Origin of the sequence: Nocardia sp. NPDC046763, assembly GCF_040645495.1 — a bacterium.
GTDB lineage: Bacteria > Actinomycetota > Actinomycetes > Mycobacteriales > Mycobacteriaceae > Nocardia.
In genome coordinates this window covers 151503-170833 of record NZ_JBEYYI010000019.1, presented here as the reverse complement: position 1 = coordinate 170833, position 19331 = coordinate 151503, and the positions used below count along the sequence as shown (strand labels likewise).

At 70.8% G+C, this 19331-nt stretch carries 11 protein-coding genes and 1 pseudogene; 4 read left to right on the top strand and 8 right to left on the bottom strand.

All coding sequences use genetic code 11. The annotated features are described in order from the left end of the window. A pseudogene (locus ABZ909_RS28180) lies at positions 1-759 on the bottom strand (Fe-S oxidoreductase); the annotation flags it as partial. Between the two features lie 376 nt (positions 760-1135). Between ABZ909_RS28180 and ABZ909_RS28175 the strand changes: the two are divergent. Further along, positions 1136-1855, top strand: a complete 720-nt coding sequence (locus tag ABZ909_RS28175) for a hypothetical protein (RefSeq protein ID WP_357005134.1) — start codon at positions 1136-1138, stop codon at positions 1853-1855. 96 nt (positions 1856-1951) lie between these two features. Here the strand turns inward: ABZ909_RS28175 and ABZ909_RS28170 are convergent, their stop codons facing one another. From ABZ909_RS28170 to ABZ909_RS28145, 6 genes are all read right to left on the bottom strand, one after another. Then, a complete protein-coding gene (locus tag ABZ909_RS28170; protein ID WP_357005131.1) occupies positions 1952-2788 on the bottom strand; it encodes an NRDE family protein in 837 nt (278 codons plus the stop codon). Positions 2789-2955: 167 nt separating this feature from the next. Beyond that, a complete protein-coding gene (locus ABZ909_RS28165; protein WP_357005128.1) occupies positions 2956-4302 on the bottom strand; it encodes a S1 family peptidase in 1347 nt (448 codons plus the stop codon). A 149-nt stretch (positions 4303-4451) separates the two neighbouring features. Continuing rightward, complete coding sequence (locus tag ABZ909_RS28160) at positions 4452-5804, bottom strand: S1 family peptidase (protein WP_357005125.1); 1353 nt, start codon at positions 5802-5804, stop codon at positions 4452-4454. Positions 5805-5921: 117 nt separating this feature from the next. Then, entirely contained in the window at positions 5922-7058 is a 1137-nt protein-coding gene (locus ABZ909_RS28155) for a hypothetical protein (protein ID WP_357005122.1), read from the bottom strand. A 46-nt stretch (positions 7059-7104) separates the two neighbouring features. Beyond that, on the bottom strand, positions 7105-9990 hold the full coding sequence (locus tag ABZ909_RS28150; RefSeq protein WP_357005119.1) for a LuxR C-terminal-related transcriptional regulator: 2886 nt from the start codon (positions 9988-9990) through the stop codon (positions 7105-7107). Positions 9991-10012: 22 nt separating this feature from the next. Continuing rightward, positions 10013-11809, bottom strand: a complete 1797-nt coding sequence (locus ABZ909_RS28145; RefSeq protein ID WP_357005117.1) for an Hsp70 family protein — start codon at positions 11807-11809, stop codon at positions 10013-10015. A 313-nt stretch (positions 11810-12122) separates the two neighbouring features. On the opposite strand from ABZ909_RS28145, the gene ABZ909_RS28140 reads away from it, so the two are divergent. From ABZ909_RS28140 to ABZ909_RS28130, 3 genes are all read left to right on the top strand, one after another. Then, on the top strand, positions 12123-14279 hold the full coding sequence (locus ABZ909_RS28140; RefSeq protein ID WP_357005114.1) for an IniB N-terminal domain-containing protein: 2157 nt from the start codon (positions 12123-12125) through the stop codon (positions 14277-14279). Between the two features lie 96 nt (positions 14280-14375). Beyond that, positions 14376-16208, top strand: a complete 1833-nt coding sequence (locus ABZ909_RS28135) for a dynamin family protein (RefSeq protein ID WP_357005160.1) — start codon at positions 14376-14378, stop codon at positions 16206-16208. A gap of 321 nt (positions 16209-16529) precedes the next feature. After that, positions 16530-18131 carry a dynamin family protein gene (locus ABZ909_RS28130; RefSeq protein ID WP_357005111.1) on the top strand — a complete coding sequence of 534 codons (1602 nt, stop codon included), beginning with the start codon at positions 16530-16532 and terminating at the stop codon, positions 18129-18131. Positions 18132-18141: 10 nt separating this feature from the next. Here ABZ909_RS28130 and ABZ909_RS28125 read toward each other — a convergent pair whose 3' ends face one another. Beyond that, complete coding sequence (locus ABZ909_RS28125; protein ID WP_357005108.1) at positions 18142-19302, bottom strand: zinc-binding dehydrogenase; 1161 nt, start codon at positions 19300-19302, stop codon at positions 18142-18144. Positions 19303-19331 lie beyond the last annotated feature (29 nt).

Sequence of the window (19331 nt, the reverse complement as noted above, 5' to 3'; positions counted from 1 at the left end):
AGCGACACCACCGTCATCCTCACGCTTGAAATAGATGTTCGGGAACGCAGCGAACCGATGCCACGCCACACCCCAGGTGACATTGCGGCCGACCAGCAGCAGGAAGGTCGCGCCGGAGACCAGCTTGATGAACGCGAAGATCGACACCAGGGCGATCGACTCGGGCAGCAGCTTGGCCACCTGCTCGGTGAAGAAGTCGCTCCAGGTGTGGGATTCGTGGTAGGTGGCGATCTTGCCGGCCTTCACGAAGACCATGCCCAGGCCCTCGACCAGGACGATCGCCTCGATGACGTACGCGGGCGCGAACCTGGAACCGCTGAACCGGGACAGCCGCTGCGGCACGCGCGGGTGATTCAGCTGGCGGATGACGATCAGCACCAGAATGCCGACCACCGTTCCGATGCCGAGGATTTCGTCCGTCAGGTGGTAGATGCCCCAGGATCCGACGATGGGCCAGTGGAATTCGGGGTCGAAGATCTGGCCGTACGCCTCGAACCACAGGATGAACCCGGCGAGGAAGCCGATCATGACGAGCCAGTGGGCCCAGCCGACCGTGCGGAATTTGTTCATGCGCGTGTGCGCGAGGAATTCCACGATCATGGTCTTGAAGCGTGGGAAGAACGGCCGCCAGCGATCGGGTGCGGACTGCCCGACCATGACGGTGCGCGCGATGTTCCGCACGCCTCCGATGAACGATGCCCAACAGAAGACTGTGAACACCGCCCCAATCGTGCCCAGAGTCACTGTCAGGGCATTCATGTCGCGACCTCTCTTACGGTTCTACGAGCGTCTTGCGAGGCAGCCTGGTTCCGCCTCGAGTTGCCCGTATCCTAATGGACGGTAAGTTACCCGTCGGTAACTTAACTGTCCAGGGTTTCCCACACCGTAAATCCCGGCAAATCGGTGCGGTAACCAAGGGCAGGCTTACTTCGAAACCCCGTGTCCAGCAGAAAGAAACGAATCTCGCAAATCGTAGGGTGATCGACTAGGCTCACGCTGTCCGACAGCTGTGCGCGTCTTCACATGCTCGGGGAGGACTCGTCCTAGCGCGTGGCATGGCCCGAGGGAAGCCGGGCCTCGCGTGGCGAAGAGGCGCACAGCGGATATACCTGATGACGGATTGGATACCAACCGAATGAAGCTTCGCAGTACCACTGCGGCTGCTGCCCTGGTCATCGGCGCAATGACCATCGGGATGACGACCGCCCACGCCGACGATGCTCCCGCACAGCCTGCTGGAATCAACTACTCCACCAAGCTGGTCGACGGCAAGACTATCGTCTCCACCCTGAAGAACGGCACCTTCGAGCTCGCCCAGCAGGACGGCGCGACGCCCGAGGACCCGAAGCAGACGATCGTGAACGTCAAGGATCAGCAGGGCGCCACCCTTATCTCCTTCCCCCTGAAGTTCAGCGCCGCCGGCACCGACATCCCGGTGACATCGGACGTGAAGGACGACGGGAAGGTGCTCGAGGTCGTCCCGGAGAAGCCGGCCGACTTCCAGCCCGGCACCACCGTGCTCGCCGCCAAGCCGATCGCCTCGGCGTCGGAGAACCAGTCGGCGATGAGCGACTTCTCCACCAAGTTCGGCCTGGCCATCGGCATCGGTAGCTTCGTGGGCACGGCGCTCGGCGCGCTCATCGGCTGCGTGGTGACCATCGTGGCCGGTTGTGTCCCGGGCCTGGTCGCGGGTGCCGGCATCGGCGGCATCCTCGGCACCATCGCTGCAGGTGGCCCGACCCTGGTCGCCGCGGGTATCGACCTGCTGCAGACTCTGCAGGCTCCGGACGGCACCACCAAGTGGGCGCCGACCACGGCCGCTGCCGCTGCTCCCGCATCGGTCACGCAGAACTGAGAACTACGGGGGCCTTGGCCTCCGCACGCTAGACCGTTCGGCCCGCCTCACTCGTGGAGGCGGGCCGAACACGTTTCCGGGGCGGGGTCGGACCGGTCACGCCGGCAGTTCGAGGTGGCCGGTGGACGTCACCGTGTCGCGGCGGCGGGCGAAGCGGGCGAAGGTGCGCTCGGTCATTACGTAGCTGCCGTCTTCACGCACCAGAAGAACTGTGCTGCAGCGGGTTCCGTGCACGGGATGATCGACGAAGCGTGCGGAGGCAGCGCGTTCGGTGAGCCGGTCCAGTCCGGTCTCCGGCAACTCGGAGGCGGCGGCGGGGGTGCGGTCGGCCAGGACGTCCAGATAGCTCTCGACATCGCCCGGATCGGCCGCGGCCACGGTGGCGAGGGCGCGCACACCCTCGCGGACCTTGGGCCAGGCCGGATCGCCGGTGCCGGTCGACACGCTGTCGTCGGGTTCGAGGGAGCCGGCGAGCGCATTGTTGGACAGGCCGTGGAAGCCCGGCGCGAGTTCGCGCGGGGTCCGGTCGCTCCGATTGCTGTGCCACCACAGCGTTTCCAGATCCGAAACCACCAGGTTGTAGCCGTTGTAGTCGTCGGGTGCGGCGGTGACGTCGCGCACGAACTTCTCCGGCACCGGATCGCCGCGCAGGAAATCCATCAGCAGCGCGCCCCGGGAGCGGGCATCGGGGCGGAAGTCGCCGGGCCGGCGCACATTGGTGACCGTCGCGAAGCGGTGGCGATCCGACAGCAGGCCCAGCCACGTACCCGGTACCGGGCCCGCCGCACCCAGATCCCGGCCCGCCAGCAGACCGGGCACCTCGTCCCAGGGCCGCAGCGATTCCGTTGGGCGAGTGAAGAACTCGTCCCGATTGGCGGCCACGATCAACCGGTATTCCGGATGCGCCCGCCAGCCGAGCAACACCAAACACATAACCCCCAGCATGCCCGACCGGGGGTCGCCGCGACCACGCCCGATCGCTCCCCGCCCGCTCCCCGCCCGCCGCCCCTGCGCTGCCACCCGAGGGCACACCCGCCGTACCCCGGAATGCGAAAAGGCCGGTAGCGGTTGGGCTACCGGCCTTTCCGAGGGTGCTGTGATCAGAGGGTGCGCACGCGCAGGCCCGGGTTGTCCGAGAGCACGGTGCTCACCGGCTGCGCGAACAGCTGCGGGGTGTTGCCGGTGATGAGACCGATCAGGTTCGGGATCTCGCAGATCGGGTAGTCGGCGACCGAGGAGGCGCTGGAGATGCCCAGGGCTAGGGTGCCGGTCACCAGCGGACCGCCCGAATCGCCGGGCAGGGCGCAAATATTGGCGGAGAAGGACTGGGTGAGCAGGCGGTCGCCGACCTGGACGGTCTGGTCGACGGCGTTCACCACGCCGCAGCTGAAGCCGGTGCGCGCACCCGACTTGCAGACCGGGGCGCCGACCACCGGCACGGCCACGCCGGTGATGTTGACCGGGGCCGCTCCCGGGACGTTCACCAGCGGGTTGGAGAAGGCGTCCCGGTACTGGTCGCTGATCCCGATGATCGAGTAGTCCTCGTTGCCCAGCACCGACTTCTGGAACGCGCCGACCTGCGGGCCCAGGCTCTCGCCGCCGACCATCTGGTAGACGCCCGGCGAGTTGGCGCCGGGGGTGGCCGAGATGTTCGGGTTGCAGTGGCCCGCGGTGATGTTCACGACGTTGCCGTTGCCGTCGATGCCGTTGAAGCCGAGCGAGCAGCGCAGCGACATGCGGCCGGCCACCGAGGCGTAGGCCTGGCCGGCGGCCATGGTCTGCGGGCCGGCACCGGCGATGTCGGAAGCCTTCGGGACGTCCTGGCCCTCGCCGCCGACCGGCGGGGCGGTCATGACGATGACACGGGCCGGGTCCACGAAGCCGGGCAGCGGCAGGTCGGGCTTGTCCACCCGGACCGCGATGCTGTTGTTGAGGGTGTCGATGGCCACGCCCCGGATGGCCTTGGACACGGACTCCGGCTGGTCCTTGAGCCACTGCTGGAAGGCGTTCTTCTCACCGCGCAGCGTGGTCTCGCTCTTGGCGACGTCCTTGGCGGTGAAGCCGGCGTCCGTCACGGCCTTGCGGGCCTGGTCCAGGCTGTCGCCGGGGGCCAGCGCCACGATGGCCTTGCCGGTCTCGTCCAGCCAGGCGCCACCGAAGACGCCCGGGAACTGCCGCTGGGCGGTGGTGGCGAAGGTTGCCACCTTCTGCGCGGTGTCGGCGCGCTGCAGGTAATCCTGCGGGGAGATCTTCAGGTCGCGGGTGATGGCGGTGACCAGCTCGGCCGGCAGATCCGGGGTCGCGGGGGCCGCGGGCTCCGCGTGCGCACTCGCCGCCAGGGGTCCGGCGACGAGCACAGTGGTGGCCGCGATCGCCGCAGTACGGACAAGGGACCGTGGGCGGCGGCCCACGGCTGGCATGGAGAATCGCATACGTGGCAGGAGCATGGCCCCGACTATATGGTGTCGGGCCCGTTATGCCTACTTATTGTGAGATGACGTTTCGGTATTCGGCGTGCAAACAGCGGGCGTGTTCGAACACGCGCAATGAGAGGGGTGTCCGATTTTCGCGGCCCGCTGGAACGGGCCGCGAATCATCACGCGTTGGAACGCGTCCGGACCTGAATTCCGCTGCCGATGCCGCCGTCGGAATTGGCGTCGATTTCGGTGAGAATCGCGCGCACCGGGATACCCAGCGACGCCGTACCACCATACTGCGCCAGCGCGGTATTGGCCTCGTTGCAGTTCGGTGCGTCGGCCGCATTCGAGCCGCTGGTGATGCCCAGCGCCAGCGTGCCGGTCACGATCGCGCCGCCGCTGTCACCACCCAGGGTGCAGGCGCTGGAGGCGAAGCCGCGCACCGTCTTGGACTGGCCCTCGGAGGTGAACAACTGGGTCTCGACCCGGTCGGCCACCACGAAACCACAGGTGAAGGTGGAGGATTGACCGGACTTGCAAACCGGCGCGCCGGTGATCGGGTCGGCCACCCCGGTGATGGTCAGGGTCGTGCCATTGGCGCCGCGCACCGACGGCTGATCCATGCCGGCCCGCACCGCGTCGTCGTTCAGCTTGATGACCGAATAGTCGAGTGCGCTGCGGCCGCCCAGATTCGAGGAGACGAAGCTGCCGGCCTTCGGGCTGGACACCAGGTTTTTCACATTCGGAATGTAGACATCGGCGCTGGTGCCCTTGTCCACATTCGGATTGCAGTGTCCGGCACTGATGTTCAGGGCGTTTCCGGCGGAATCCACACTGTTGAAGCCGAACGAGCACACATCGACGCTGCGCAGCGACGAATCACTGAGCGCGGTCGGCGCGGTGATATAGGTGTCACCGCCCATGGGGCGCCGCTCGACCGGGCCGCCGGAATCCGGGGACAGCATCACCTTGATATTGGCGATCAGCGTGGGCAGATTCAGCAAATGCCCGGCCGGGGTGTTCGCCACGCTGAGCACCAGCTGGCTGTTGAGGAAGTCGATGGCGACCGAGTTGATGGCATTGGACAGATCGCGCGGCAGGCTGGTGATCCACGTGTTCAGCTGATCGGCCGAATTTTCGAGGTTGTCGGCGCTGATCGGGGCCAGCCGGGTCTGGTAGCCGTCGGCGGCGGCGATCTTGGCGGCATCGAGGGAGGTGACGGCCACGACCGGCTTGCCGTCGGTGCCCAGCCACGCGCCCGCGAAGTCGTCGGGACGCTGGCTGCGGAAAGTCGTTGCGTAGTCCCGCAATTGCTGGGCCTGGTTGGCCCGGTCCAGGTATTCGGCGGGCGTCATCTTCAGATCGCGCTGGATGGCGGTGACCAGCTCGGCCGGAAGCTTGTCGGCGGCAAGCTGATCCGGGGACGCCGGGTCGGCGGTGGCGGTGCTGAGCAAGGGACCGATGAGGACGGTCGAGGCGAACGCGACGGTGGCTGCTCGAACCGTGGCGCGACGCGCCATGAACTTGCGCATGGAGTCCCTTCGTAAGTGCACCAGCAGACCGATGTCCCGGGTCCGGATCCGGTTACCTTCCGGAAGGTCGGTCAGCGCACCACTTTAGGGCATCAACCACCGAAGGTCTCTACGAAATCAGCGCGGATTCTGTCCCCACGGATCCTGCAGTACCGGCGCTTGCGGCAGCTCGAAGGTCGGCACCGGCGGATACTGGTAGATCGGCGGATACGGGCGTGTCGTGGTGGGCGGCGGCGTGGTGTGCGGGGTGGGGCTCGGTGTGGTGGCCGACGGGTCCGGCGTGGTCGTCGGCGGTGGCGGCGTGGTCGTGGGGTCCGAGGTGACCGGTACGTCCGCGTTATCGGCGGGCGGCGCGGCCGCGGTCGGATTGTCCGAACCGGTCGGCGGCAGCAGCGGCGGGGCCACCCCCGCGGTGGCCACCGGCTCCGAACGCACCTCGCCGCGCGGCGGGCCCGGGGTGGAGTCGTCGGTGCGCAACACGGCCGCCACCCCGATGCCACCGAGCAGCAAACCGACCAGGGCCGCCGCCGCGGCAATGATGTACGGGCCGCGATTGGCACGCGGTGCGTGGGTGACCGCGACCGCCGCGGTCGCGCGGGTGACCGCCGGCTCGGCGGTGGTGACGGTCGGGACCGCCGCCGAATACGCCTGGGCCAGTTCGGAGGACTTGAGCGCGGGCAGCACGTCGGTGACGTCGGCGGCGTTCTCGGTGGCCGCGCTGGCATCGGGCGGCGTGAGGCCGGCCGGGGTGGACAGCACCGCCGCCAGCGCCGCGCGGGCTGCGTTGTAGGCCAGGGTCTTCCCGGTCTCCGCGTCCGCCTGGGGTAGGTCGCGCTCGCTGACCAGCACCACCGATTTCAGGCCCAGATAGTCCAGCGCCTCGCGCAGGGATCGCACGTGGGCGTCGGGCCAGCCGGTCGGGTGGGCCAGATAGAACTCGGCGGGACCGTTGAGATGTTCGGCGGCCTGACTGATCAGACAGAAAACTGCCGTGGCCATCAAGTCCTCGGCCCGGTACGCCTCACCGTCGTCCACCGCGAGCCCGGCCGGATCCCCGACCGCGCCAACGAAGCCCCGGATGGAATGGCTGTAGCCCTCCGGTGCGTCGCCGCCGAGCACGGCGTCGCCGTCCTCGGACATGTGCAGCACCGACTCGCGCACGGTGTAGTGCACCGGGAGTGTGGCGTCGTCGCCTGTCACCACGGCAACGACGGATTCGTCGTCCGCGATCCGCAGGCCCACCCCAGTGGCCATCCTCTTCTACCTCGCTCGATGCGTCCGGGTGCTCTCCGTGCCGAGGTCAGACGAGGAGTGAACCGTGACCCATGGCGCGAAGCATTGACAATAACTCCGAACGCGAGCCGGCACCGATTCGACGTCTCATCCGAGCCACGTGATGTTCCACGGTTTTGGCCGAAATGTAGAGTCGGGCCCCGATCTCGCGGTACGTCAAGCCCAATAGGACCAGTTCGGCCACCTCACGTTCGCGTTCGCTCAGCACGGTATCGGTGATCGGTTCCGGGCGTGGCTGCGGGGCCGCGGGCTCGGGCGCGCGCACCGGAGACTCTGGCGGCCGAGCCTGCGCGCGCACCGTGCGCGCCAGCTTGAGCAGCGCGGTCGCGGTGGCGGAATCACCCGCCGCCAGCGCGGCCTCACTGGCCAGCCGGGCCGCGTCCCAGCGCAAGCCGAGCCCGGCCAGCCGGGCCACTGCGCCCTCCACCTGCTCGCGCACTACCTGACCGCGCAGCACCAGCACCCAGGTGCGGCCCGCGTCCGCCAGTACCGCGGCCTGCGGATCGCCCGCCGCGGCGGAGGTCTTGAGCCGATGGGCGTGCGGCAGCAGGGCTTCCGGACTCTCCTGCGCGATGGCCGCCTGAATCGCGTACCAGTGGAAGGCATTCGACCAGGCGGGCGGTTCACCGAGCCGGCGTAGCAGTTCGTCGGCGGCGGTCACCAGCGCGGTCATCCGGGCCTCGTCACGCAGGCGGATGCCGGCCAGCCACAGCTCGCCGATGGGCAGCAGCGCCAGCAGATCCGCGCCGACCTCGTCGAACAGCGGGAAGGCCTGCTGCCAGGCCATGGCCAGCGCCGCGTGATCGCCGCTGCGCCGCGCCAGGCCGACGATCACGCCGTGTGCGAGCAGCCGATCGCGCGGATCCAGTTCCGCCAGGCCGACTTCCGACATCAGGGTGGCCGCCGAATGCTCGTCGCCGCCCAGCATGGCGACCCACGCGCCCAGCACCAGGCTCTGCGGATCGCGGCTGGGGCCGCGGTCCTGGGTGCCCTGCCGCAGGGCGTCCGCGGCCCGGCGCGGATCGCCCATGCTCAGGCACAGCAGCACCGCGATCGACACCGCCGAGCACGGCAGGAAGCGATCGCCGCCGTCATCGGTGGGGGCCGGGCCGGAGTGTGCGGCGTGGATGAGCGCGGACGCCGCCGTGACGGCCGCACCGCGCCGCGCCTGCGCGGGGCTGGTGAAGCGCTGCACGGCAAGGGTTGTCGGCGCGATGGCCCGCATCTCGGCGGTGAAACCGGTCGGGGTCGAGACGGCTCCGAAGGTATTCGTGGCGCTCGCAGCGGGTCTCGCCGGTGCGGTGTCCTCGGGGCGCGGTCGGTCGCCGGTGGGCCGGGCCGTGGGGCTCGCGGCCCGGGCCGGTGCGCCGGTTCCGGCGGCCGGCGGGGCGAAAGTCCTGGGCGGCGGCGGGAATGGGGCGCCGGCGTGGCTGTTCCCGCGATCGGTGCGCGTCGCCGCGCTGAAATCGCCAGGAGCACTGGGCGATCCGATCGTGTCGAACAGGGCATTGGCGATCGAGGCCGCGCGCGCGGTGGCCTCGGTGAGCGGCCACTGGGCGGCATTGACCGACAGCGCCTGTGCGCCCTGGGCATCACCGGACATCGACAGCACCGTGGCGGCGACCGCCCAGTCCGGACCGACCCGGGTGGGGCCGAGCCAGGTGTAGAGCTGGGCGGCCCGGGTGGCCAGGCCGCGCCGGGTCCACACACCGGCGCAGATGCGTACGGCGGCAGCCAGATCCGCGAGCGGGATCGCCGGATTGGCCAGGGTGGGTTCGGCCAGGCGCAGAGCGGTGTCGCCATCCCCGGCCCGGGCGGCGGCATCGGCCCAGCGCACGGCGAGGGCCTCCGGATCCGCGCCGGCGGCGGCCGCGGCCGCGTAGTGCCGGACGGCCTCGTCACCGGCGCGTTCCGCTGCGGCACAGAGGAATTCGGCCAGCCGCTCGTCGCGAACGCCCGATTCGGCGAGCAGCAGCGCGGTGTGGTCGCGCAGCAGTCCGGCGTCCAGGCGTGCGTGCAGCAGGCGGCGGGCGACCGTCAGGAAGCGGCGGTCGCCGACCAGGGTGCGCAGCGGCGGGACGGCCGGGGCCAGGAGCAGATCGGCATCGGTGACCAGGGCGCTGCCCCGGGCCCGGTCCACCAGATCCTGGGCGGCCGGTGGGGCGATGTCGAGCACCTCGGTGAGCTCGCCGGTGTCCAGGCCCGCGCCGATGGCCGCCACCACCAGGGCGTCCAGCAGGTCCGGATCGGCGTCGTCGAGACGCGCCCGGGCCCAGGCCGTCACCGCCTGGTCCACCGCGGTCACGCCCGCGTCGAGGCGGGTGGCGCAGGCGGCGGTCAGCGCGGCCACCACACCGCCGTGGATGCCGCCGGTCTGGCGGTGGATGTGCTGGGCCAGCCCGCGCGGCACCATCATGCCCAGTTCGCGGGCGAACGGGGCGATCTCGGTGGCGCCCAGGGCGCGCAGATCGACCACCCGGCCGCGGCGGGCCACCATATCGGTCAGGCCCCGCAACCGGGGATCGTGCGGGCGCGGGCGCAGCGCGATCACCACCGGGTACTCCCCGGATTCGGCTGCGGCGCACAGCAGGTCGAATTCGGCCTGGCCCAGCGCGTGGGCGTCGTCGACGATGAGGGCGCCGCGGGCGCGGCTGTTGTTGCCGTTGTAGCCGTCCGCGCGGGCCGGGGCCGACGCGCGCAGCGCGTGCGCCGGATTGTCGGTGTGCGGGACGCCCCGGGCGCGCAACCGCGCCCGGACGGCGCCCAGCAGGGTGGACTTTCCGGTGCCGGAACGGCCCCGGACGAGATAGAGCACCGAGGCGGAATCGTCGGAATCCAGGTCCCGGAAAATCTCACGGGCGCACGGGATGGAATCCAGTGCGACGGGGGTCATGCCTGTCACGAGGAACCAACTCTCAGCGGCCGGTGTGCGGAACGACCGGTGGAACGGCGTTGCCGAGCTGATCAACTGCATTGTTCAGTGCGCCCGTGGGGAGCGTCACGCTGGGTACCGTCGGCGGCTGGATCTGCGGCACCGTCGGCATCTGGACCGGTTGTTGCTGCTGCTGCGGCGGCTGGGGGCTCGCCGGATTCTGTTGCGGCGCCGGGGTATCCGCCTGCGCGGCCGGGGTGGTCGGGTCGGTGGCGGCCGGTGCGGGTGCCGCGGCGCCGGTGGTGGCCGGGCTGCCGGGCTTGGCCGCGCCCGGCTGCGACGCGGGTTTGGTCGCGGAGACCGGGCTGCCTGCCGCCGGAGCCGGGGCGCCCGAGGTGGCGGCCCCGCCGGTCGGCGCCGGGGAATCGAGCGCCACGGCGGAGGTCGAGGGGGACGGCGTACCGGCGGGATTCGCGGGCGTGGACTGTCCGCCGGTGCCCATGGCCAGGGTGCCGGTGGCGATGGCGGCCACCGCGACCGCGGCCGCGCCGATCACCGCGAGGCGCTTCCAGTGCCGGAAGCCGCCGGCGGGTTCCTCGACCGGGAGATCGGGCAGCAGCGGAATACGCGGGGCCGCAGGCGATTCCGCCTTCCCCGCGGTATCATCCGCCGCCCTTCGGTCGGAATCGCCGACCGGGCCCGCTGGTTCGGGGTCCGGGGGCCCGCCCGGGGAGTCGCCCCGGGGCCGCTGGGGGAGCCCGGCCGTGGGGCGACCGGGGGCGAGGGCCGGGCCGCCGCCGGCCTCGGCGAGGCCCAGGCCGGCGACCGCGATCGCCGGATGCGCCTCGGTCTCGGTGGTGTCGGCGAGCAGGTCGGCGGCCAGCAGAGCGGCGCCGTGCGCGCTCAGGTGGGCCGGGTCGGCGGCGGCCGCGACCGGGATGCCGAATTCGGTGGACAGCACTTCGGTTACCAGCGGGATGCTCGCGCCGCCGCCGGTGACCAGGAAGCCGTCCAGATCGGCCGCGGTGAGCCCCGCCCGGCGCAGGGCCTCACGGACCAGATCGGTCGAACCGAGAAGCGGGCCCCGCAGCAGTTCCTCGATATCGTCGCGAACCAGTCGCACGTCCACTTCGCTCATGGCGGGCAAACGCACGGGCACCATGGTGGCGGTATTTGTGGACAGAGTTTCTTTCGCAATTTTGCAGCGAACACGGAGTGTCGCCAATTCTTGTTCCACCAAAGGGTCGAAAGGATCGAAATCCTTTTCGCCGACCGCATGGGCGAGCACGAAACGCATTGTCAGCAGATCGAATTCCGACCCGGCCACCTCGGTGGTCCGTACCGGTTCGCCCAGCAGGCCCGACATGACCCCCGTGCGCGCCACCGAAACCGTCAGGCCGGTCGCCCCCAGGTCGTACACCACCATCGCGCCGTCGTGGCCGGACTCGTGTACCTCCTGCAGCCAGCGCATGGCCGCCGTCGGCTCCGGGACCAGGGCTACCGCGTCCAGTCCGGCCGCGTCCAGGGCGGTCCGCTGCACCTCCACGGTGTGCTGCGACCACCACGCCGGGTAGCAGGCGACCGTGGCCGCGGCCGGGCCCATGCCGTCCACCGCGCGGCCGATGGCCGCCGCCACCAGGTCGGCGGCGCGGACGGCGGATCCGTCGCGGGTGCGAATGTCCACGGGATCCCCGACCCGGGCCAGGAAACTGTCCGGAACCTCCGGCTCGGCGCCCAGCATGCTGGGCCGTGTCTGTACTGTGTGTTGTCCCCCCGAAGTCGTCACGGCAACCGTATTCGACGACCCGACGGTGATGCCGAGCGCCAGCCCCTGACTCATTCGAGTTCCCCTGTCATTACCCAACGCGCGACCGGTGGATCGCGTGCCGAAAGCTCTTCGGTCCGATTTGTACGAAAAATCTCGGGTTAGGCCGGGTGGCCCACCCCGCCTGTCGGGAACCGAGAGGATCCCGTTACCGATTCCCCCGCAGGTTTGGGGGAATTCCCCTAATGTTCGCCTGCCCCCGTAGGCGACCGCCGGGGAACTTGGGGGAGTTCACCCCGTTACGCGTAACGAGTTGCCTTCCTAGCGTGAAAGGAAATTCGAGCAGCGCGGGTCAGCGGGGCCCGCCCATCCAGGGAGACGATTCGCCATGAGCCCCAACGCAATTCTCGAGTTCATCCTCAATCTGCTGCGTGACCATGAGGCCGCGGTCAGCTATTGCAACAATCCGGGCGGGGCGCTGGCCGCCGCCGGGCTGGAGAACGTAACGCCCGAGGACATCGCCGCCGTGGCACCCATGGTGGCCGAGTCCGCACTGGTTGCGGGAGGTTCGCAGCTGTCCGACATCATTGCCGCGGGCGGGGCGACCGGGCTGGGAGCCGACACCGGGCTGGGCGGCTCCGCCGGGCTGGGAGCCGACACCGGTCTCGGGGTCGGCGCCGGGGTCAACGGCGGCGTGGCCGGCTCGGCCGCGATCGGCGACTCCGCGGGTGTGAACTTGGGCACCACCGCCGCCACCGCCACCCAGGTGTGCCTGACCGGCGATACCGGCACCGGCCTCGAGCTGGGCCTGTCCAATGGCATCGGCGCGGTCGTCGGTGCGGCCGCCGACCTCGGCGCGGGCCTGTCCGCCGGACTCGGCGGCGCGCTCGGAGCGGCCGGCGACGTCGGCACCGGCGTGGAGACCGACCTTGGTGGCGTGCTCGGCGCGCAGGCCGCCGCCGACCTGACCTCCGCCCTCACCGGCGGCCTCACCGCCGGCGCCGGCCTCCAGACCGGCCTCCAGGGCGCCCTCGACACCGTCACCCAGGCCGGCGCGGACCTCACCACCGGCCTGACCGGCGCTCTCTCCACCGCCGGCGACCTCGAAACCGGTCTCGGTGCGAACCTTTCCGCCGCCGTCAACGCCGCCACCGATGTGGGTGCGGGCCTTCAGACCGGCCTGACCGGCGCCCTCGGCTCTGCTGCCGGCGTCGGCGCGGGCGTGCAGACGGGTCTGACCGGCGCCCTCGACTCCGCTCTCGGCGCGGGTGCCGGGGTACAGACGGGTCTCGATGGCGCGGTGAACGCGGCGGGTGACCTCGGAACCGGCCTCGGCGCTGGGCTTTCCACCGGAATCGACAGCGCGCTCAATGCGGGCCTGGGCGTACAGACCGGCATCGATGGTGCGGCGAACGTGGGCGCGCAGCTCGGAAGTGGCCTGGAGACCGGGCTTTCCGGGGCGGCCGACACCGTGGTCGGGGTCGGCAGCCAGCTCGGCGGCGACCTGAACGGTGGACTCTCGGGCGGTCTGAACACCGGTGCCCAGGTGGGCGCGGGTCTCGACGCCGGAATCAACACTTTGCTGGGCGCGGGTACCCAGGCGGGAGCAGGACTGCAGACCGGCATCGGCGGCGCCGCGAACGTCGGCGCGGGCCTGGGCACGCAGGTCGGAGCCGGGCTGGAGACGGGGCTCTCCGGTGCGGCCGACACTCTGGCCGGTGCCGGGACGCAGCTGGGTGCAGGCCTCGACGGCGGTCTGCACACCGGTGCGGATCTGGGTACGCAGATCGGAAGTGGTTTGGAGACGGGCATTTCCGGCGTGGGTAATGCGGCGGCCGGGATCGGCGCGGGCGTGCAGGGTGGCCTCGGGACCGGGATCGATACTGCGGTCGGCGTGGGCAGCCAGCTGGGCGCGGGGGTGCATACCGGAGTGGACACCGGCGCGAACCTGGGTGCTCAGGTGGGCAGTGGGCTCGATGCGGGGCTCAATTCCGCGGTGGGCGCCGGGACTCAGGTCGGGACCGGTTTGGAGACCGGGCTCGGCGGGGCTGCGAATGTTGGTGCGGGGCTTGGGACCCAGGTCGGGAGTGGCCTCGATGCCGGGGTGCACTCGGCGCTCGGTGCCGGGACTCAGGTCGGCGCGGGCCTGGAGACGGGGCTCGGCGGGGCCGCGAATGTGGGGACCGGGCTGGATGCGGGGACGCAGCTGGGCGGGGGCGTGGATACCGGTCTGACCGGGGTGGGGAATTCGGTCGCCGGGGTCGGCGGCGGGTTGGGTGCCGGGGTGGGGACGCAGGCCGGTGGGGGCGTGCAGGTGGGGAGCGGGCTCGATGCGGGGGTGCACGGCGGGACCGCGGTGGATGCCGGGTTGCACGGTGCCGGTACGAATCCCTGGGCGGGCGTGGATGTTTCGCAGGCGTTCGGCAGCGGGGTGCATGCCCCGGGTGCGGACGCGTCGCTGTTCGGGGATGGTGGGGCGCACACCGGGGTGGATCTCGGGACGCATCCGGGCGGGGACATCGTCGGCGACGTGCTGCACTCGTAGATTGAAGGGTCGCTCGCCGCGGGTTCGCCGCGGCGAGCGACGACCTGTCGGGGACACAACGGCTGGAATAGGTTCGGTGAGCAGGCTGTGACGGGCATGGTGGCGGCGAATCCGCTGTTGACGATGGTGTCGGAGACCATCGCGGTGGCGAAGGCCGCGGAACGCGGCGATCTGGTCGCGCGGCTGGAGACGGTCGCGGGCAAGGTGCGCGATCCGCGGCGGCGGATCCTGGTGGCCGGTCTGGGGAATCAGGGCAAGAGCCGGTTCGTCAACGCGCTGATCAATATGGACGTGTGCCCGGTGGCCGACGATACGACCACGGTCGTGAGTACGGTGCTGTCCTACGGTGAGCAACCCCGGGCGACCGTGGTCGCGGCGGGCGCCGACGGCGGCGAGAACACCCGGGAGCCGGTGCCGTTCGAGACGGTCCCCGTCCTCACCGCGCGTAGTCCACAGGGCCGGGCCGTGCTGCGGCTCGAGCTCGAGGCCCCGAGCCGGCTGCTGGCCGACGGCATCGTGGTGGTGGATACGCCGGGACTGGGCGCGCACGGAACCACCGGCGCGGCAGGCATTCTCGCGCAGGCCCCGGCCGCGGACGCGGTGCTGGTGCTCACCGACGCCTCCACCGAGCTCACCGAGGCCGAGGTGGATTTCCTGCGGCAGGTGCGGGAGCTGTGCCCGGCGGTCGCGGTGCTGGTGACCAAGATCGACCTGTATCCGCATTGGCGGCAGGTGTTCGAGGCGAACCGGAAGCACCTGCGCGCCAATGGGATCGAGATGCCCATGCTGCCGGTGTCTGCGGTGCTGCGCGCGCATGCCATGCGCCTGCAGGACGAGGGCCTGGGCCGCGAGTCCGGATTCGGGCTGGTGTTCCAGTTCCTGCGCGAGCAGGTGGTGGCCCGCGATCAGGCGGCGATGCAGCGCGCGGTCGCCCTCGACATCTCCTCCGCCGCCGAGCATCTGGCGCTTGCGCTGGGCAGTGAGCTGGTCGCGCTGCGTGATCCCGAGCGTGGCGCGGCGGCCATCCGGGAACTGCACGCCGCCAAGGCCGAGGCGGAGAAACTGCACCGCCACACGGCCGCCTGGCAGCAGACGCTGGGTGATGGCATCACCGATCTGGCGGGGGATATCGACCACGATCTGCGTAGCCGCCTGCGCGATATCGCCCGCACCGCCGAGGACTGGATCGACCAGCACGATCCCGGCCGGCACTGGGACAGCATCGACGAATGGCTCACGGCCACCGTGGGTTCCGCGGTCGGCGACAACCTGGTGTGGACGGGCACCCGAGCGGTGAAGCTGGCAGAGCGGGTCGCCACCCACTTCGACGATCTCGGCGCGGTGGATCTGCCCGAGGTGCGCGACACCCTCGACGACGACTCCCGCGCCGAGTCCTGCACCCTCGCCGATCTGGAACCCGATCTGGGGCTGGGCCACAAGCTGCTGGTGGGTGTGCGCGGCTCCTACGGCGGCGTGGTGATGGCGGGCATGGTGGGCACCATGGCCGGGTTGGCCCTGATCAATCCGCTCTCGCTGGGTGCGGGAGTCCTGCTGGGCGGCAAGGCCTTCAGCGACGACAAGAAGGCCCGCCTGGCCAAGCGCCGCGCCGACGCCAAGATGGCGGTGCGCCGCTACCTCGACGACATCGCCTTCCACACCGGCAAGGAGACCAAGGACCGCCTGCACCGCATCCACCGTCTGCTGCGCGACCATTTCACCGCCATCGCCGACCGCACCCTGCGCTCCATCGACGAATCCCTGCGCGCCGCCCAGGAGGCCGCCAACCTGGAGGCCGCCCGTCGCACCGAACGTGCCGCCGAAATCGAACGCCGCCTGCGCGTCGTGGCCGAACTCCGCCGCCACGCCAGCACCCTCCTCGGCCCGGAACCCCCCGCCGCGCAGTCACAACTCCCGCCCGCCGGGCACTAGCGCAGACGACTCCGCCGGCCGATCCCACCCGCGCGAGGTAGGCGTTCGTGCGTGGTCATGGCGATGGCACTGGCGAGTTCGGCACTGTGCCGGACCGGCGCGGAGCCGAAGAACGGGCGCGGCGCACCGGGGTGTAGTCGGGGCGTTCAGGTTCGGGCCAGGCAAGATCAAGGGTCTGGCAGCTGGGCTCGGATGCCGTGAGCTGCCTCTCGGAACTGGGAATCGGCTGTGAGAGCTGGGCGGTTCTGATAACGATTCGGCGTGGCCGGGCGAATGCCTTGCGATGCGTGGAGGTGCGGTGTGCTTCGGAATCGGGGGCCTATGAGAGACGACGCGAGCGGTGTCGGGTATGGGCTGGTGCCGGAGACGCGCGGGCTGGTGGCGGCGGCGCGGCGGGCGCTGGGCGAGCGGCCGCGGGTGCGCGGCCAGCTGGAAGAGTGCGCGCGGCGGTTGGACGAGCCGCTGCGGGTGGCGTTGGCGGGCCAGCTCAAGGCCGGTAAGTCGACACTGTTGAACGCGCTGGTCGGGCAGGACATCGCGCCGACCGACGCGACCGAGTGCACGCGGCTGGTCACCTGGTACCGCAATGGGACAGCGCCGCGGGTGACCGCGTTCAGCCTGGACGGGGCGCGGGCCGATGTGGTGGTGCGGCGTGGCCGCGGGGCCGAGGGGCTGCCGGGCGCGCAGGGGCTCACCTTCGATCTGTCGGCGCTGCGCTGGAACGCCCCCGCGCCGAGGGAGGTGGACCACCTGGCGGTGGAGTGGCCGTCGGCCGAGCTGGCGCAGACCACCATCATCGATACGCCCGGCATCTCCTCGGTGTCGCGGGAGGTGTCGGCGCGCACGTCGCGGCTGCTCACGCCGGGCGGCCCGGGCCCGGCGCTGCCGCCCGCCGATGCCGTGCTCTATCTGCTGCGCCGTCTCGACGCCGCCGATGTGGACTTCCTGGAGCGTATCGGCGCCGGACCGAGCGCGAGTACCGGTGCGCCGCAATCCTTCTCGGGCCAGCTGGGCGTGGTGGGCGTAGTGTCGCGGGCCGACGAGATCGGCGCCGGGCGCATCGACGCCCTGCATTCCGCCCGCGATGTGGCCGCCCGCTTCGCGACCGAGTTGGAGCGAACCGGCCTGTGCCAGTCCGTGATTCCGGTGGCGGGTCTGCTCGCCTTCGCCGCCGCCACGCTGCGCCAACGTGAATATGATGCCTTCGAGCAGCTGGCCGCCATCCCGGTGGACGAGCTGACCGCGGCCCTGCTGTCGGCTGACCGCTTCGCCCATCCCGATCTGGCTCTGCCGGTCCCGGCCGAGTTGCGCGCCCACCTGACGGCCCGCTTCGGTTTGTTCGGAATCCGCCTGGCCGTCACCCTGATTCGGCTCGGTGTCCGCGGCTCGCAGGCCCTGGCGGCCGAATTGTCCGACCGCAGTGGCCTCGACGAACTCCGCACCGTCCTGGATGTCCAATTCGCCCAGCGCGCCGATGAATTGAAGGCCCACTCGGCCCTCACCGCCCTGGCCCGCATCCTCACCGCCAATCCGGGTTCGGCGGCCGATGTCCTGCTCCCGCGGGTGCGCACCCTGCTCGCCGATGTGCACGGCTTCGCCGAACTCCGCCTACTGGCGCACCTACGCTCGGACGAATTGCCCCTGCCCCCGGACGATCTGGCCGAACTGAACCGCCTCATCGGCGGCACCGGCGTGGCCCCGACGCGGCGCCTGGGCCTGTCCGCCCACACCGATCTCGCCACCCAGCGCGACGCGGCCCTGGCCGCGGTCCGGAAATGGCGTGCCCGGGCCCGCCACCCGCTGGCCGATCAGTTCACCGCGAACGCCTGCCTGACCGCGGCCCGCAGCGCGGAGGGTCTGCTGGACATCCTGCACGAGCCCCCGACCACGCCTTTCCCGGCGCTGCGGCGGCCCGGCCGCTAGGTTCCCGGCGTCAGGGTGCGGTGCGGTCGCTGCGCGGGTCGATCAGGATCTTGGCGTGGTGCTCGGGGGAGGCGAGGGTGGTGAAGGCCGCGTCGATCCCGTCGAGGCCGACGGTCCCGGTGATCAACGGGCTGGGATCGACCTTTCCTTCGGCGATCATGTGGAGGGTGTCGCGGAATTCACCCGGGTCGTAGCCGAGGACGAACCGCAGCTCGATCTCCTTGTTGATGGCGGTGGCGGGCTGAAAGGCGTCCTGCTGCATGCACACCCCCACGACCACCACGCGGGTCAATGGCGGTGCGGCGGTGAGGATCTGGTCGATGATGCCGGGCACACCGACGCATTCGAAGACGACGGGTCCCGATGGACCGCGGTCGAGGGTGTGCGCGACGCGGAACAGGTACCACCACGGGAAGTTCGGGATCCGCCGCAGTCGTTCCATGGCGTCGAAGCCCAGGTTGAGGATGTCGGACGCGCCGGTGATCCGCGGCTTCTTCGGCGTTGCCTCCCACGGTGATTCGACGGTTGGGTCGACCACCACATCGGCCCCGCACCGGCTCGCCAGTTCGCGGCGGCGCGGCGAGAAGTCGCTGGCGATCACGGTGCGCACGCCCGCCGCCTTCAGCATGGAGATGACGGCCAGCCCGATGGGACCGCAGCCGACGACGAAGGCGGTCTGCCCCTTGGCGATCCGGCTGCGGCGGACCGCGTGCCAGCCCACGGCCATCGGTTCGGTGAGGGCGGCGTGGTCGGGGGACAGGCCGTTGGGGACCGGGAAGGTCATGGGTTCCTGCACCAGCACCTGCTCGGCGTAGCCGCCGGGCGCGTTGGCGGACAGTCCGGTGAGTTCGGGCTGGCGGCCGGTGCGCAGGATGGGCAGCGCCACCACCGGGGTGCCGGGCTTCCATCGGCGGCGGGTGCCGGGACCGTATTCGGCGATCTCGCCGGTGAATTCGTGCCCCATGACGATCCGCTGGTCGGAGCGCATGAAGTGGGCGTAGCCGGTGGCGGCGGCCAGGTCGGCGAGTTCGTCGCAGTGCAGGCGGGCGTGCAGGTCGGAGCCGCAGATGCCGCAGCGAGTGACCGACAGCAGTACCTGACCCGGCCCGGGGACGGGGGTGGGCAGGTCCTCGACCCGGAATTCGCCCTTGCTGACCACGGTCGCGCGCATGCCTGACTCCTGTCGAATGGCGGTGACAG